This window comes from Amycolatopsis samaneae, from assembly GCF_039541975.1.
GTDB classification, from domain to species: Bacteria; Actinomycetota; Actinomycetes; order Mycobacteriales; family Pseudonocardiaceae; genus Amycolatopsis; species Amycolatopsis samaneae.
Genome location: NZ_BAABHG010000002.1, coordinates 73584 through 89857 on the forward strand (window position 1 = coordinate 73584; position 16274 = coordinate 89857).

Annotated in this window: 7 protein-coding genes; 1 reads left to right on the forward strand and 6 read right to left on the reverse strand. The window is 73.2% G+C overall.

All coding sequences use genetic code 11. The annotated features are described in order from the left end of the window. Positions 1-16: 16 nt before the first annotated feature. The 4 genes from ABD987_RS03725 to ABD987_RS03740 all read right to left on the reverse strand — a co-directional run bounded on the left by ABD987_RS03725 (position 17) and on the right by ABD987_RS03740 (position 3766). The gene (locus ABD987_RS03725; protein WP_345386914.1) at positions 17-496 is read right to left on the reverse strand and encodes an enediyne antibiotic chromoprotein; all 480 of its coding nucleotides are present in this window, start codon (positions 494-496) and stop codon (positions 17-19) included. A gap of 84 nt (positions 497-580) precedes the next feature. Then, positions 581-778: a ferredoxin gene (locus ABD987_RS03730; protein WP_345386916.1), complete on the reverse strand. Its 198-nt coding sequence runs from the start codon at positions 776-778 to the stop codon at positions 581-583. A 12-nt stretch (positions 779-790) separates the two neighbouring features. Continuing rightward, positions 791-1960 (reverse strand): cytochrome P450, encoded by a 1170-nt coding sequence (locus tag ABD987_RS03735; protein WP_378214353.1) that lies wholly within the window; start codon positions 1958-1960, stop codon positions 791-793. Positions 1961-2215: 255 nt separating this feature from the next. Then, positions 2216-3766: an AMP-binding protein gene (locus ABD987_RS03740; protein WP_345386920.1), complete on the reverse strand. Its 1551-nt coding sequence runs from the start codon at positions 3764-3766 to the stop codon at positions 2216-2218. 114 nt (positions 3767-3880) lie between these two features. On the opposite strand from ABD987_RS03740, the gene ABD987_RS03745 reads away from it, so the two are divergent. Continuing rightward, positions 3881-4129: a phosphopantetheine-binding protein gene (locus ABD987_RS03745; RefSeq protein WP_345386922.1), complete on the forward strand. Its 249-nt coding sequence runs from the start codon at positions 3881-3883 to the stop codon at positions 4127-4129. 40 nt (positions 4130-4169) lie between these two features. Here ABD987_RS03745 and ABD987_RS03750 read toward each other — a convergent pair whose 3' ends face one another. After that, entirely contained in the window at positions 4170-5132 is a 963-nt protein-coding gene (locus tag ABD987_RS03750; protein WP_345386924.1) for an ACP S-malonyltransferase, read from the reverse strand. Then, positions 5114-16273 (reverse strand): type I polyketide synthase, encoded by an 11160-nt coding sequence (locus ABD987_RS03755; protein ID WP_345386926.1) that lies wholly within the window; start codon positions 16271-16273, stop codon positions 5114-5116. The genes ABD987_RS03750 and ABD987_RS03755 overlap by 19 nt, the downstream gene beginning before the upstream one ends. Position 16274: the final 1 nt, after the last annotated feature.

Below are 16274 nucleotides of genomic sequence, written 5' to 3' on the forward strand. Positions count from 1 at the left end.
CGCGTACCTCCGCGAACTAGTGGGACGCGATCGTGGTCGTCGCCGTCTTCCGGAACGCGATCTGCGCCGTCGCCGTCTGCCGGTTCGCGTCGGTGACCCCGACGACGCAGCCCGACGCGACGGTGGCGCAGTCGACCGGGCCGACCACCTTGCCGGTCAGCGGGTCGGTGCCGGTCCACTGCCGGTGCACGGTGAAGGGAGTGGTGCCGTCGCCCTTGGCGTTGGACTGGTAGACCGCGGCGTGCTCGAGGTCGCACAGTTCGGTCCCGCCCGAGGGCGTGGCACATTCGACGGCGGCCGCCTGCGCATTGGCGGCGAAGCCACTACTCGACACCGTGACCACGGCACCGTCGGTCAGGTCGTTGTTCGGCGTCACGGACACGGACGGCGCGGACGGGCTCGCCATCGCGGCGGGTGCCAGCGCACCCCCGATCGCGACAGCCGCGACGCCGGTCAGGACGACACGACCGGAACGCTTGAGCCAGTTCGACATCATCAGCTTCTCTCCATTCGGCAATTACTCGTCGCACGCCGGGAACGGTTTCGCGGCGTGGTGCGGACCGGCCGGGGATCTCCCGTGTCAGTCCTCGGTGACAGTCACCGCTCCGGTGGGGCAAAAGCGCTCCGCCTCGAGCACGGTCTCCCACAGCTCCCGCGGCGGCCCGGCGGCCAGCAGCACCACCCGGCCGTCCCGCTCGTCCTGGTCGAAGACGCCGGGTTCGGTCAGCACACACGTACCCGATCCGACACACCGTTCACGGTCCACGACGACCCGCATCGGCACTCCCCGCTACCAGGCGACCGGCAGTTCGTGGATGTCGTAGACGAGTTCGTCGTCCGACTTGAAGCGCACCTGGTCGAGCGGCACCGCGAGGCGGAGACCGGGAAGCCGCTCGAACAGTGTCGTGTAGACGACTTCCAGTTCGAGCCGCGCGAGGGTCATCCCCACGCACTTGTGCACGCCGTGCCCGAAGGCGAGGTGGTTGTTCGAGGCGCGGTGGAAGTCGATCCGGTCGGGATCGGGGAACACGTTTTCGTCGTGGTTGGCGGAGTTGAGCGAGGCCATCACCCCGTCGCCCGCCTTGATGACCACGCCGCCCACCTCGATGTCGGCCGTCGCGACCCGCGAGGTGCCGCCGGTGTCCGCGATGGTGATCACCCGCGCGAGTTCGTCGACCGCCCTGCCCATGAGGGAGGGGTCGGCCTTCAGCTCGGCCAGGCGCTCGGGATGCTCGAGCAGGGCCAGCGTGCCGAGCGAGATCATGTTCGCCGTGCTCTGCCCGGCCGCGATCAGCACCAGCGCCAGCGAGGTGATGTCGGCCAGTTCGAGCTGGTTTTCCTCGCGGTTCTTGAGAATCAGCCTGCTGATCAGGTCGTCGGCGGGGTCGGCGTCCTTCTCGGCCACCAGCTTGGCGAGGTAGGCGCCCATCTCCTGCTGGATCCGCGCCTGCTGCTCCGGCGTGCTTTCCCGCGCCGTGACCTGCGTTCCCCAGCGGCGCAGGTCCTCGCGGTCCGCGTACGGGACGCCGAGCAGCTCGCACATCACCAGCAACGGGACCGGCACCGCCAGCGCCGAGGACAGGTCCGCCGGCGCGCCGTGCTCGATCATCGACGAGATCCGGTCGTCGACGATCCGCTGGATGTGCGGGCGGAGCGCCTCCATCCGCCGGACGGTGAACTCGGGGATCACCATCCGGCGGTGGACGGTGTGCACCGGCGGGTCCATGTGGAACAGCGTCAGCGGCGCGGCCTGCACCATTTCGTCGGGAATCTGGAGCTGCAGGGGGAATCCGGGCGCCTTCATGTTCGCGCTGATGGCCGGGTCGCTCAGCACCTGGCGAACGTGGTCGTACCGGGTCACCAGCCAGACCTGACGGCCGTTGAGCTTCAGGCTGACCTTTTTGATCGGTTCCGAGGCACGCAGCGCGGCGTATTCGGCCGGTGGTCCGAACGGGCACACCCTGGCCATCGGAAACGGGGGGAGTTCGTCTTTCGTGGCGGAACTGGTGTCACGAAGATCAGTCACGGCGCCCTCTGGTTTCTTCGCCCGGGAAAAGGCTCGGTCGGTCCGGAGTCAAACGGCAGATATTCGCCCCGGGCCACGCCCGTTCGTGCCGTCGAACGAACACTAATCGAGCGGACGCGGCGTCCCCCACCCCTAGCGGCCCCTAAGATCGGGGCCAGGACAGGCGATCCACCGAACGCGTCCGTCCATTCACGAACCGGATCCCTCCCGGTCGCCTTCCGCGGCCGCGCGAGCGAGCGCGGCCCGGTCGATCTTCCGGTTGGAGTTCAACGGGAACTCCCGCAGGTGCTCGAAGCGCTTCGGCATCATCCCGTCGGGCAGCACGTCGCGCAACTGCCCGGCCAGCAGCACCGGTGAGACGAATCGCCCGGTGTGATAGGCGATCAGCTCGACACCTTCGTCGGTGGTCCGGGCGACCACGACCGCGTCGTCCACCCCCGCGCAGCCGCGGACGGCGTGCTCGACCTCGGCGGGCTCGACCCGCCAGCCGTGAATCTGCACCTGCGCGTCCAGCCTGCCGAGGTAGACCAGTTCCCCGTTGCCCAGGCGCCGGACGCGGTCCCCGGTGCGGTACCAGTCGCGGCCGTCCCGGCGCAGGAAACGGCCCCGGTTGTCGGCGGGGTCGAGATATCCGGTCATCAACTGCGGTCCGGTGACGCACAGCTCGCCCTCGGCACCGGACTCCTCGCCGTCCGGTCCGAGCAGGACGTGGTCGTGTCCTTCGTGGACGGTCCCGATCGGCGCCAGCCCGTTGACGCACAGGCCGGGCGAGGTCTCCGGCGACCAGCTGTGCCGGGTCACGGTGACGGTGAGCTCGGTCGGCCCGTAGATGTTCTCCACCGTCGCGCGCGGTGCGGATTCCTGCCACTGCGCGGCGTCCCGCGCGCGCAGCGCTTCGCCCGCGAACAGCGACCACCGCAGGGTCGGCATCACCGAGGGCGCCAGCCGTCCCGTCCGCCGGACGAGGGAAATCGCGCTGGGGGTGGAAAACCACACGGTCATCGCGCGTTCGGCGACGAACGCCGGCAGGTCACGGTAGGCGTGCGGCGGCACCGGATGCACACTCGCCCCCGCGCCCCACGCGCAGAACAGATCGAAGATGCCACAGTCGAAGTTGAGGTCGAAGGTCTGCGAGAAGATGTCCTCTTCGTGGAAGTCGTACCGCTTGTCCAGCAGCTCGAAGTAGTGCCGGGTGCTGCCGTGCCGGATCGGGACGCCCTTCGGCCGGCCCGTCGAGCCCGAGGTGAACAACAGGTACGCGGGATCGGTGCCGGCCACCGGCCGCGGCTCGGCGAGCCCGGCACGCGGGCTGAGCGGGATGTGGTGGCGGCTGTCGAGACAGGCCGAACCCAGCGCCAGCACGGGAAGGTCGGGCTTGGCCCCGGCCAGCCCGGCGAGTCCCCTGTCGTCGGCCAGCAGCGCCGAGACCCCCGCCGCCTCGATCATCATGGCGGTCCGGTCCGCCGGGAAACCCGGGTGCAGCGGTACCACCGCGGCGCCGGTGTAGAGCGCGGCCAGGATGCCGACGTAGGCGTCGACCCCCTTCTCCATCAGGACACCGACGGCTTTCGGCGGTTCCGGCGTACCGTCGAGCAGCGAACCCGCGCACACCAGCGCCTTCTGGTGCAGCTCCTCGTAGGTGAGCCGTCGCGCGCCGACCCGCAGCGCGGCCCGGCGCGGCGAGCGCGCCAGCCCGCGGAGAAAGCGGTCGTACAGTGCGACGCCGATCGTTTCCTTCATGTGCCACCGCCCGGGAAGTAGGGGTCGTCAAGGGTTGTCCGCCACGCGCCGATGGCCTTTTCTCGTCTGAGACGACCAGCAGATCGAACATGGCAGGAAGATTCGGAGAAAATCATGTGGGACGACCGGTTCGAGAACATCCTGCGCAAATACCTTCCGTTCCTTTCCGATGACGAAACGCTCGCGAAGGAGACCTCGCTGCGCGACCTGGGTCTCGATTCGCTCGGCACCGTGGAACTGCTTTCCTCGCTGGAAGGGACGTACGGGGTCCGGTTCGTCGACGAGGCGCTCACCATGGAGACCTTCGCCACCGCCGGGGTCCTGTGGGACACCCTCGCGGAACTCCGCGGCGCGGCCGCCTGAACGCGGTGCGGGTCCGTCCACGACGGACCCGCACCGCGGCTCACCCGGCCGTCCGCCGCCGCCGGGGCCGTAACGCCCGCCGGGGGTCGACCGCCACCACCTCGAAGTTCGCCGTGGTGACCCCTACCCGCCCGAACAGGCGATCCGGTCCCGCGACGTACACCCTGCCCACGCCAAACCCGCGCAGCGCGGACACGACGTCGGGCCACCGCACCGGCCGGACGTAGCCGTCGAGGAGCATCCTCCGTACCCCGTCCCCGGTGCGCAGCACGGTCCCGTCCTGGTCCGCGACCACGGGCACCACCGGGTCGCGGAAGGAAACCTCGCTCAGGACCTCCGACGCCACTTCGTCGCGCAGCTCGGCGAAGGCGCTCGAATGCAACGGCGGCCACATCGTGTAGAGCGCCATGCCGCCGCCCGCGCGCACCCGTTGCCGGAACCAGTCGAGCGCGTCCTTCCGCAGCGACACCATGTGGAAGCTGTCGTCGACGTAACACGACATCTCGTGCCATTCGCCGCGGTCGTCCAGCTCGCCGAGGATTTCCTCCAGCACCGAGCGCGGCGTGCGGGCGAGCGACTGGGTCACCACGTCCTGGTGCGCCCGCGCGAAGTACCGTTCCTCGCGGCGGGCCAGTTCCCCGGTCAGCCACAGGGCTTCGGGAAACCCGAGCGCGCCCGAGTGGACGGCGGCGGCCTTCTCCCCGAAGCTCGGCCCCGTGCAGAAGTCCGGGGCCAGGCCGAGGTGCTCTCCCGCCCATTCGGCCAGCGCGAGGCAGTTCACCAGCATGGCCAGCTGCGCGGACACCGAGTAGTCCCGTTCCTCCTCGGCGTAGCGGTCGACCAGCGAGTACCCGAGCACCCGGTCGGCCTCGGCCAGCAGCCCGCGGGCGAACGGGTCGACGAGCATGAACTTCGCGACGTCGGCGAACCCGGTCGGGCCCATGCCGGGGAAGACCACCGCGGTCCGGGTCTCGGCCGGGGCGTTCACAGGGTGCCCAGCCATTCCTCGACGAGCCGTGCCGTTTCGGCCGACTTCCCTTCCAGCATCGTGAAGTGGTTCGCCAGCAGTGTCCGGCAGGTCTGGGTGGAGTCCCACGGCTCGGCCAGCACGGGCTCGCCGCCCGGCCCGGGTTCGGCGAACCATTCGAGGCATTGGACGAACAGCACCGGCGCGCCGATCCGGCCCGGGTCCACCAACGGCATCAGCTCGCCGTATCTGCCCATTGTGGACAGCCGGGCGCTGTCGAACCCGCCGAACGCCGACTCGCGTTCGAGCGCTCCCGCCAGGAAGTCCCCGCTCAGCTCGGCGCCGCCGCCGGTGAACCGGTCGAGACGGTAGCTGTCGAGCAGGACCACGCCGGCCGGCTCGACCTCCCGTACCGTTTCCAGCCGATGGGCGACCGCGTGGGCGAGCAGCCCGCCCGCGGAGTACCCGAGCAGGACGAACGGTTCGCCCTCGGCCGCGAGGAGCACGCTCTCGGTGAGCCCGTCGATCGCGGCCGCCGCGGTGGCGGGCAGCGGCTCCCCCGCGGCGAACCCGGACAGCGGGACCGCCGAAACCGTGCGCACGCCCCGGAAGGACGCCGCGATCCGCGCCAGCTGGTACGGCCCGCCGGTCACCATCGGCGTGCTGACGCAGATCAGCCGCGGCCCCGCGGGCCCTTCGGCCAGCTTCACCGGCGCGGGCGGCCGGTCGAGCTCCGCGGCCGAACCGAAGCTCGGGCGGACGGCGGCCACGGCGCGCAGGAGGTCCATCGCCCGCTCCACGGAAGCCTCGGCGAGCGCGGTCCGGAACACCTCGCTGAGCGTGTCCGCGCCGCGCGGAGCCACCGCGCCGGGCGAGGCCGCGCGCCCGCCGTCCCCGGTGTCCGGCGACGCGGCCAGTTCGGCCAGGACGTAGCGCGCGAGGGCCGCCGGGGTCTTGTTGTCGAACACCACCATCGGCGGCAGCCGCAGCCCGCCGGCCCGGCTGAGCCCGTTGCGCAGTTCCATGGCGGTGAGCGAGTCGAAACCGGACTCGAGGAAGTCGCGCTCGGGATCGACGTCGTCCGGGCCGGCGTACCCGAGGACCGTCGCGGCGTAGGTGAGCACGAGGTTCCGCACCACCTGTTCCTGTTCCGCCTCCGGCAGCCCGGCGAGCCGACCGCGCAGGGCGCCCTCTTCGACCGCGCCCGTGGCGGTCCGGCGCCGGACCGCGGGCGCGAGGCCACGCAGCAGCGCGGGGACGACCTCGGTGCCGGCCCGCAGGGTCACCGGATCCACCCGCATCGGGACCAGCGCCGTCCGGCCGGTGGCCAGCGCGGCGTCGAACATCCGCAGGCCCTCCGCCGCGGAGAAGGCGGGCAGCCCCTGCCGCCTGATCCGCTGCAGGTCGGCCTGGCTCAGCCACTGGCTCAGCCCCGTGCGGACGTCCCACAGGCCCCAGGCCAGCGCGGTCGCCGGGAGTCCTTCGGCCCGCCGGTGCGCGGCCAGCGCGTCGAGGAAGACGTTCCCCGCCGCGTAGCCCGCCTGCCCCGCGGCCAGCACCATGCCGCCCGCGGACGAGAAGACCACGAACGCGGTGAGGCCGAGATCCTTCGACAGCTCGTGCAGATGCCAGCCACCGTCGGCCTTCGGCCGCAGGCTCGTCGCGAGCCGTTCCGGGGTCAGCGCGCCGACCAGTCCGTTGTCGGCCGCGCCCGCCGCGTGCACGATCGCGGTCAGCGGCCGCTCCGCCGGGATCGAGGCGAACAGCCGCGCGACGGCCGCCCGGTCCGCGACGTCGCAGGCGGTCACCGTGACCCGCGCGCCCAGCGCGGTGAGCTCCTCGCACAGTTCCGTCGCGCCCGGGGCCTCCCTTCCCTGCCTACTGGTCAGCACCAGGTCGCGGACGCCGTGCCGGGTGACCAGGTGCCGGGCCACCAGCGCGCCGAGACCACCGGTGCCGCCGGTGATCAGCACCGTGCCGTCCCCGGTGAGGCCCGGCGGGACCTCGGTGTCCGGCTCGGGTACCGGGACCAGGCGGGGAACCAGCGGCTCGCCACCGCGCACCGCGAGTTCCGGTTCCCCGGACGCCGCGGCGAGGGCGAGCACCCGTGCCGACTCCGGGGCACCGTCGGTGTCCACCACCACGAACCTGCCGGGGTGCTCCGCCTGCGCGGCGCGGAGCACACCCCACACCGGCGCTTCGGCGAGGCTGACGGCGGCGCCCTCCTCGGTGACCACCGCGTTCCGGGTCACGACCGCCAGGGTGGCCGCGGCGAACCGTTCGTCGGCCAGCCAGTCCTGGAGCACACCGAGCACGCGGCCCGCGATGTCGTACAACGCGGGCAGTGGTTCGCCGTCGGGCGGCCCGGCCTCGAAGACGACGACGTCCGGCACCGCCCCCGCCGGCTGGAGACCTTCCCACGGACCCCAGGACACGGGCTCGGCGGGGAGCCGCGGGCGCTGCCAGTCGATCCGGAACAGGGAGTCGCCCCCGCGCCGCGCCGCGGACAGCTGCTCCTCCGGCACCGGACGGGGAATCAGGGAATCGACCGTCCACACCGGACTGCCGGTGCCGTCGGCGACCTCCACCGTGACGGCGTCCGGCCGGCCCCGGTCGACGCGCACCCGCAGGGCCGACGCGCCGACGGCGTGCAGCCGGACGCCCTCCCACACGAACGGGAGCACGGTCTCCGTGCCCCGTCCGCCGCCGTCGTCGATCAGCGCGACGTGCATCGCGGCGTCCAGCAGGGCCGGGTGCAGGCCGAACCGCCCGGCCTCGGCCCGCACCCGCTCCGGCAGCTCGACCTCGGCGAACAGCTCGTCGCCGCGCCGCCAGGCCGCCCGGAGCCCCCGGAACGCCGGCCCGTAGTCGTATCCCTGTTCCCCGAGCGCTTCGTAGGCACCGTCGATCACGATCGGGCTCGCGCCCGCGGGCGGCCACTGGGTCAGGTCGAAGGAACGCTCCGCCCCGCCTCGTGCCACTGTCCCCTCGGCGTGCAGGATCCACGGCGCCCCGGGCTCGTCCTCGGCGCGGGAACGCACGCGCACCGGCCGCCTGCCCGCGTCGTCCGCCTCGCCCAGCTCGACCCGCAGCGCGACCCCGCCCCGCTCGGCCGGCAGCAACGGGACGTGCAGGGCCAGTTCTTCGATGTGGTCGCACCCCGCCTCGTCGGCGGCCCTGGTGACCAGCTCGGCGAACGCGGTACCCGGCAGCAGGACCGTGCCCCGGACGCCGTGGTCGGCGAGCCACGGGTGGGTCCCCGGTGACAGCCTGCCCAGGAAGGTCAGCGCGTCCGAGTCCACCGCGGGGACCACCGCGCCGAGCAGGGGGTGGTCCACGGCGGTCAGCCCGAGCGAACCCGCGTCCCCGCCCGCCTGTTCGTCCCGGGTCCAGTACCGCCGGCGCTGGAAGGCGTAGGTCGGCAGCTCGATCCGGCGCGCGGCGCCGAAGTTTTCCGTCCAGTCCACCTCGACGCCCCGGACCTGCGCTTCGGCCAGCGAGGTCGTGAACCGGTCCACGTCGCCGTGCGCACGGCGCAGCGAACCCACCACGGCCACCTCGGCACCGGCGTCGGCGAGCGTCTCCTGGACGCCGACGCCGAGCACCGGATGCGGGCTCACCTCGACGAAAACCTGATGGCCGTCCTCGAACAGCGCGCGGGTCGCGTCGGCGAACAGGACCGGTTCCCTGGTGCTCGCGTACCAGTAGGCGGGGTCCATCGCCCCCGGCTCCAGCAGCCCGCCGGTCACCGTGGAGTAGATCGGGATCGCGGCCCGTCGCGGGACGACCGGTGCCAGGATCTCCCGCAGTTCGCCGGCGACCGCCTCCACGCGCGCGCAGTGGGTGGCGACCGAGGTCGCCACGCGCCGGGCCCGCACGCCTTCCGCGGTGAGCTCGGCTTCGAACTCCCCCAGCGCTTCGCTGTCGCCGGCGACGGTGACCAGCGCCGGGGAGTTGACCCCGGCGAGGAAGAGCCGGCCCTCCCACCGGGTGAGGCGCTCGGTGACCTCTTCGACGGGCAGCGCCACCGAACCGAGCTCGCCGTGGCCGATCAGGCGCTCGGCGAACAGCTTGCTGCGCTCCGCGATCATCCGCGCCCCGTCCGCGAGGGAGATCGCGCCCGCGACGCACGCCGCCGCGACCTCGCCCTGGCTCGTGCCCACGACGGAAGCCGGTTCCACCCCATACGAACGCCACAACGCCGCGAGCGACACCATCATCGCGAACAACGCGGGCTGCACGACGTCGATCCGATCCAGGGAGGGCGCGCCATCGTCACCGCGGAGGACCTCCAGCAGTGACCAGTCGAGGAAGGGTTCGAAAGCCTTCGCGCACGCCGAAACCTCCGCGCGGAAGACCTCGCTGGTCTCGTACAGCTCGCGGCCCATTCCGGTCCATTGGGAGCCCTGCCCCGGAAAGACGAACACCACCTTCGGGTCACGCACCGCGGTACCCCGCACCACGTTCCCCGCGGCCCCGCCGCCGATCAGCGCGTCGAGACCGTCGAGCTGTCCGGCGCGGTCACGGCCGAGCACCACCGCGCGGTGACCGAACCGCGCCCGGGTGGTGGCCAGCGAGAACCCGACGTCACCGGGATCGGCGCCGGGCTCCCCGGCGAACGCCCGCAACCGCCGGGCCTGCCCTGCCAGTGCCTCGGCACTCTTCGCGGTGAGCAGCCACGGCAGCGGTCCCCGGCCTTCCCCGCCTTCCCGGTCGTCGCGAGCGGCTTCGGGGCCGTCGGCGGCGGGCGCCTGCTCGATGATCACGTGCCCGTTCGTCCCGCTGATCCCGAACGACGAGACGGCGCCGCGGCGCGGGCGGCCGGAGTCCGGCCACGCGCGGGCCTCGGTCAGCAGCCGGACCGCGCCCGCGGACCAGTCGACCTGCGGGGTCGGTTCGGCCACGTGCAACGTCTTCGGCAGCACCCCGTGCCGGATCGCCTGCACCATCTTGATGATCCCGCCGACGCCCGCGGCGGCCTGGGTGTGCCCGAGGTTCGACTTCAGCGAACCCAGCCACAGCGGCCGCTGTTCGTCGCGGTCCCTGCCGTAGGTGGCCAGCAGCGCCTGCGCCTCGATCGGGTCCCCCAGCGTGGTACCGGTACCGTGCGCCTCGACGGCATCGACGTCCATTGTGGACAGACCGGCGGCGGCGAGCGCCTGCCGGATGACCCGCCGCTGGGACGGCCCGTTCGGGGCGGTCAGCCCGTTCGAAGCGCCGTCCTGGTTGATCGCGCTGCCGCGGACCACCGCGAGCACCGGGTGACCGTTGCGCCGCGCGTCCGAGAGGCGCTCCACCAGCAGGACACCGGCCCCCTCGGACAGCCCGGTCCCCTCGGCGTCACCGGAGAAGGCCCGGCAGCGGCCGTCGCGCGCCAGCCCGCGCTGCCTGCTGAACTCGACGTACATGTCGGGTGTGGCCATGACGGTGACCCCGCCGGCCAGCGCCAGCGCGCAGTCGCCCGACCGGAGCGCCTGGATCGCCGAGTGCAGCGCCACCAGCGAGGACGAGCACGCCGTGTCGACGGTCACGGCCGGGCCCTCCAGCCCCAGCACGTAGGACACCCGCCCGGAGGCGATCGCGCCGGCGGAGGTGTTGTAGGCGTAGTCGTGGTACATCAGCCCGGCGAACACCCCGGTGGGGCTGCCCTTGAGCGATCCGGGGTCGATCCCGGCCCGTTCGATGGCCTCCCAGCAGGTCTCCAGCAACAGCCGCTGCTGGGGGTCCATCGTCGTCGCCTCGTTCGGGCCGATCCCGAAGAACGCGGCGTCGAACTCGCCCGCGTCGTGCAGGAATCCCCCTTCCCGGGTGTAGGTCGTGTTCGGGGCCGCGCCGTCCGGGTCGTACACGGAGCCGAGGTCCCAGCCCCGGTCGGCGGGGAACTCCGACACGGCGTCGACCTCGTTCAGGACGGCGTGCCACAGCTCGTCCGGGGAACTCACCCCGCCCGGATAGCGGCAGGCCATGCCGACGATCGCGATCGGCTCGTCGTGGGCGGGGATCCGGGGGGCGGGCACCGGCACCCGGTCGGTCCCGGTGCCGGCGAACGCGGCCACGATCTCGGCCGCCACCGCGCGCGCGGTCGGCTGGTCGAACACCAGGGTGGCCGGGAGCCGGAGACCGGTGGCGGTGTTGAGCTGGTTGCGCAGTTCGACGGCGGTCAGCGAATCGAAGCCGAGTTCCTGGAACGCCCGGTCCGGTTCGATCGCGGCGGCCGAGGCGTGCCCGAGCACGGCCGCCACCTGGGACCGGACCAGGTCGAGCACGATCCGGTCGCGGTCCCCCTCGTGCGCGCCGGCGATCCGGCGTTCCCAGTCGGGCACGTCGGTCCGCGGCGTGCGAAGGCGGGTTCCCGCCGTCCGCAGGAGACCGCGCAGGAGCGCGGGGACCTCGTCGGTCCGCGCGCGCAGCGCCGGGACGTCCACCGGGAACGGCGCGACGAGCGCGTCCCCGGAGGCCAGCGCGGCGTCGAACAGGGCGAGGCCCTCTTCCACCTCCAGCGCGGGCAGGCCCTGCCCGCGCATGCGCCGCAGATCGGTTTCGCTCAGCCACTGTCCCATCCCGGTGCCCGCCCAGAGCCCGAACGCCATCGACGTCGCCGCCAGGCCGTCCGCCTTCCGGCGGAGGGCCAGCGCGTCGAGGAAGACGTTCGACGCCGCGTAGGCGCCCTGCCCGCCTGCCAGCACCATGCCGCCGGCGGAGGACAGCAGCACGAACATCGCCGGCGCGGCGGACGCGGTGAGTTCGTGCAGGTGCCAGGCGGCCTCCGCCTTGGGCGCCAGCACGGCGTCGAGCCGGTCGGGGGTCAGGGCGGACACGAGGCCGTTGTCCGCCACCCCGGCCGCGTGCACGACACCGGTCAGCGGATGCCCGGCGGGAATCCCCGCCAGCAGCGCGGCGAGCGCGTCGCGGTCGGCGACGTCGCAGGCCACGACCGTGACCCGGGCACCCCGCTCACCCAGCTCGGCGACCAGCTCCGCGGCGCCGGGCGCGTCCGGGCCCCTTCGGCCGGCGAGCACCAGCCGCCGGACCCCGTGCCCGGTCACCAGATGCCTCGCGAGCACCGCGCCGAGCCCGCCGGTCCCCCCGGTGACCAGCACCGTACCCTCGGGGTCGAGCCGAGGGCCGCCGTTCCCGCCGGGCGCGGCCCTCCTGGTGAGCCGCGGCGCCCACAACTGTCCACTTCGGACAGCGAGTTCGGGTTCGCCGGAGGCCGCCGCCGCGGCCAGCGCCGCGGTGGACTCCGCCCGCCCGTCGAGGTCGACCAGGACGAACCGGCCGGGGTTCTCGGCCTGCGCCGACCGGACGAGGCCCCAGACCGCGGCGTGGCCGAGGCCGACCTCGGAGCCGCCGGCGTCGACCGCGTCCCGCGTCGCCACGACCAGCCGGGAACCCGCGAAACGTTCGTCGGACAGCCATTCCCGGATCGCGGCGAGCACCTGGTGCGCCGCCTCGCGCACGCCGGCCGGCGGGTCGGCGTCCGGCTCCGCGCAGGTGAACACGACGACGCCGTTCTCGGTGCCGTCGCGGGAAACCCAGGGTTCCACCGGCGCGGGGTCACCGTCCGGCGTGGCGACGGGAACCCAGTTCACCGAGAACAGCGAATCCGGGCGCGGGCCGCGCAGCGCCGCGGCCGGAACCGGCCTGCCCGCCAGCGAGCCCACCGTCAGCACGGGCCGCCCCAGTTCGTCGGACACCGCCACCGAAACACCGTCGCGCGTCGGCGCGATCCGCACCCGGACACTCGTGGCGCCGCCCGCGTACAGGGAGACCCCGGCCCAGGCGAAGGGCAGGACGGTGCTCTCCTCCCCACTCTGCCCGGCCAGCATGGGGGCGTGCAGGCAGGCGTCGAACAACGCCGGGTGCAGGCCGAAGCGCCCGGCGTCCGCGCGGGCCCGCTCGGGCAGGGTGACCTCGGCGAAGACCTCGTCCCCCTCGGTCCAGGCCGCCTTGAGTCCCCGGAAGACCGGTCCGTAGCCGTAGCCCCGTTCCCGCAACAGCTCGTACGCGCCTTCGAGATCGACCGGGCTCGCGCCCGCGGGCGGCCACTCGGCGGACTCCGGGCCCGGCGCCTTCGCGCCGGTGCCCAGCAGTCCCTCCGCGTGCAGGGTCCACGGCGCGTCGTCCGGCTCCTCCGGCCGGGAGTGGACGGTCACCTCGCGCGTGCCCGACGGGCCGGGCGCCCCGACGGCCACCTGCAGCTGGACCGCGCCACGCCGGGGGACCCCGGTCCCGGCCAGCACCAGCGGCGCGCGCAGGGTGAGCTCTTCGAGCAGATCGCATCCGGCCCGTCCGCCCGCCCACAGGGCCAGTTCGACGAAACCGGTGCCGGGAAGCAGGACCGCGCCCAGCACGGCGTGATCGGCGAGCCAGGGGTGGGTGCCAACGGACAACCTCCCGGTGAGCACCAGCCCGCCGTCGTCCGCGAGGGTCACGACCGCGCCGAGCAGCGGGTGCTCCGCCGCGTCCAGGCCCATCGAGGCGGTGTCCGCGCCGAGAAGGGGGTCCTGGAGCCAGAAGCGCTCGTGCCGGAAGGCGTAGGTCGGCAGGTCGACGCGTTCCGCGCCGGGACCGGACAACGCCGCCCAGTCCGGGGAAAGGCCGGAGACGTGCAGGCGTGCCACCGCGGCGAGCAGCGCGAGTTCCTCGGGCCGATCCCTCCGCTGCGCGGAAACGGCCAGCGCCGTCGTGACCGTCTCGCCGACCACCGGGGACAGGGCCGCGTCCGGTCCCAGTTCGAGGAACCGCGTCACCCCGCGAGCGGCCAGGAACCCCACGGCGTCACCGAAACGAACGGTGTCCCGCACCTGCCGCACCCAGTACCCCGGCGAGGTCATGTCCGCCCCGGACGTCCCGGTCACCGCGGACACCAGCGGGATCCGCGGCTCGGTGAAGGAAAGCCCGGAGACCACCGCGCGGAACTCGTCCAGCATCGGCTCCATCAGCGTCGAGTGGAAGGCGTGGGAAACCGCCAGGCGCGTATGCCGGCGTCCGGCTTCCGCCGCCCGCGCGGCCACCGCGAGGACGTCCTCCTCGGCACCGGACACCACGACCGCGTCCGGCGCGTTCACCGCCGCGACGTCCGCGGTGCCGGGCAGCCACGCCAGCACCTCCGCCTCCGGCGCCCGCACCGCCAGCATCGCGCCGCCCTCGGGCAGCGCCTGCATGAGACGCCCCCTGGCCGCCACCAGCTTCGCGGCGTCCCGGAGGGAGAGCATCCCGGCCACCTGGGCCGCCGCCACCTCGCCGACGGAATGGCCCACGAGGAAGTCCGGCCGGAGCCCCCACGACTCCACCAGCCGGAACAACGCCACCTCGACCGCGAACAGCCCCGGCTGGGCGAACTCCGTCCGGTTCAGCGGGTCCGCCTCCGTGCCCCAGACCACCTCCCGCAGCGGGCGCGCGAGGTGCGCGTCCAGTTCCGCGGCCACCTCGTCGAACGCCTCCGCGAACACCGGGAACACCTCGTACAGTTCACGGCCCATACCGGGACGCTGCGCGCCCTGGCCGGTGAACAGGAAGGCCAGCCCGCCCTCGGGGTCCGCGGTCCCGGTGACGAGCTCGGCGGCGGGATCACCGCCGGCCAGCGCCGTCAGCCCCCGCGTCAGCTCCTCCCGGTCCCGCCCGACGACCGCCGCGCGGCTCTCCAGCGCCGACCGGCTCGTCGCCAGCGAGAACCCGACGTCCACAGTGGACAGATCGAGATCGGACTCCACAAAGGACAGCAGCCGGGCGGCCTGTGCGCGCAGCGCGGCCGGTGTCCGGCCGCTGACCGGCCACACCGCCGGCCCGGTGGACGAGCGCCCTCGGGGGCGATCGAGGGGCCGCTCGTCCACCGGGGCCTGTTCGAGGATCACGTGGGCATTGGTCCCGCTGAGACCGAACGACGACACCGCCGCCCGGCGGGGATGTCCCGTCTCCGGCCACTCCGTGGCCTCGGTGACCAGCTCCAGCGCCCCCGAAGACCAGTCCACCTGGTCGGAAGGCTTGTCCACGTGCAGGGTCTTCGGCACCACACCGTGCCGCATGGCCTCGACCATCTTGATGATCCCCGCGACCCCGGCGGCGGCCTGCGTGTGCCCGAGATTCGACTTCAGCGAACCCAGCAGCACCGGCCGCCCGCGTTCCCGCCCGTACGTCGCCAGCAGCGCCTGCGCCTCGACCGGATCGCCCAGCGTCGTGCCCGTCCCGTGCCCCTCCACGACATCGACCTGCTCGGCCGAGAGCCGCGCGGCCGCCAGCGCCTGCCGGATCACCCGCTCCTGCGAAGGACCGTTCGGCGCCGTCAAGCCGTTCGACGCGCCATCGGAGTTGACCGCGCTCCCGCGGACGATCGCCAGCACGCGGTGGCCGTTGCGCCGGGCGTCCGACAACCTCTCGACCACCAGCACGCCGACGCCCTCGCCCCAGCCGGTCCCGTCCGCGGCGGCCGCGAACGACTTGCACCGGCCGTCGGGGGCGAGGGCGCGCTGCCTGCTGAACTCGACGAACACCCCGGGCGTGGCCATCACCGCCACCCCACCCGCCAGCGCGAGCGCGCACTCACCGGTACGCAGCGCCTGGACGGCCCAGTGCAGCGCCACCAGCGAAGAGGAGCACGCCGTGTCCACGGTCACCGACGGGCCTTCGAGCCCCAGCACGTAGGACACCCTCCCGGAGGCCACGGCGCCCGTGCTGTTGTTGAGCGCGTAGTCGTGATACATCATCCCGGCGAACACGCCGGTCGAGGTCTCCTTGAGCGACAACGGGTCCAGCCCGGCCCGTTCGAGCGCCTCCCAGGAGGTTTCGAGGAGCAGGCGCTGCTGCGGATCCATCGTCAGCGCCTCGTTCGGGCTGATGCCGAAGAAGGCGGGATCGAACGCGGGCGCGTCGTGGAGGAACCCGCCCTCCCGTGCGTAGGTGGTGTTCTCCCGGGTGCCTTGGGGATCGTAGAGCGCGTCGACGTCCCAGCCGCGGTCCTCGGGAAAGCCGGAGACCGCGTCCACGCCGTCGGCGACCAGCCGCCACAGCTCGCCGGGCGAGGCGATCCCGCCGGGATACCGGCACGCCATCCCGACGATGGCGATCGGTTCCTCCAGCGTCGCGGAAAGCTTGCGGTTGCGCAGGCGCAGCCGTTCGGTCTCCTTGAGGGAGGCGCGAAGGGCCTCGACCAGTTTCTGCTCCGAACTACTGCTCATC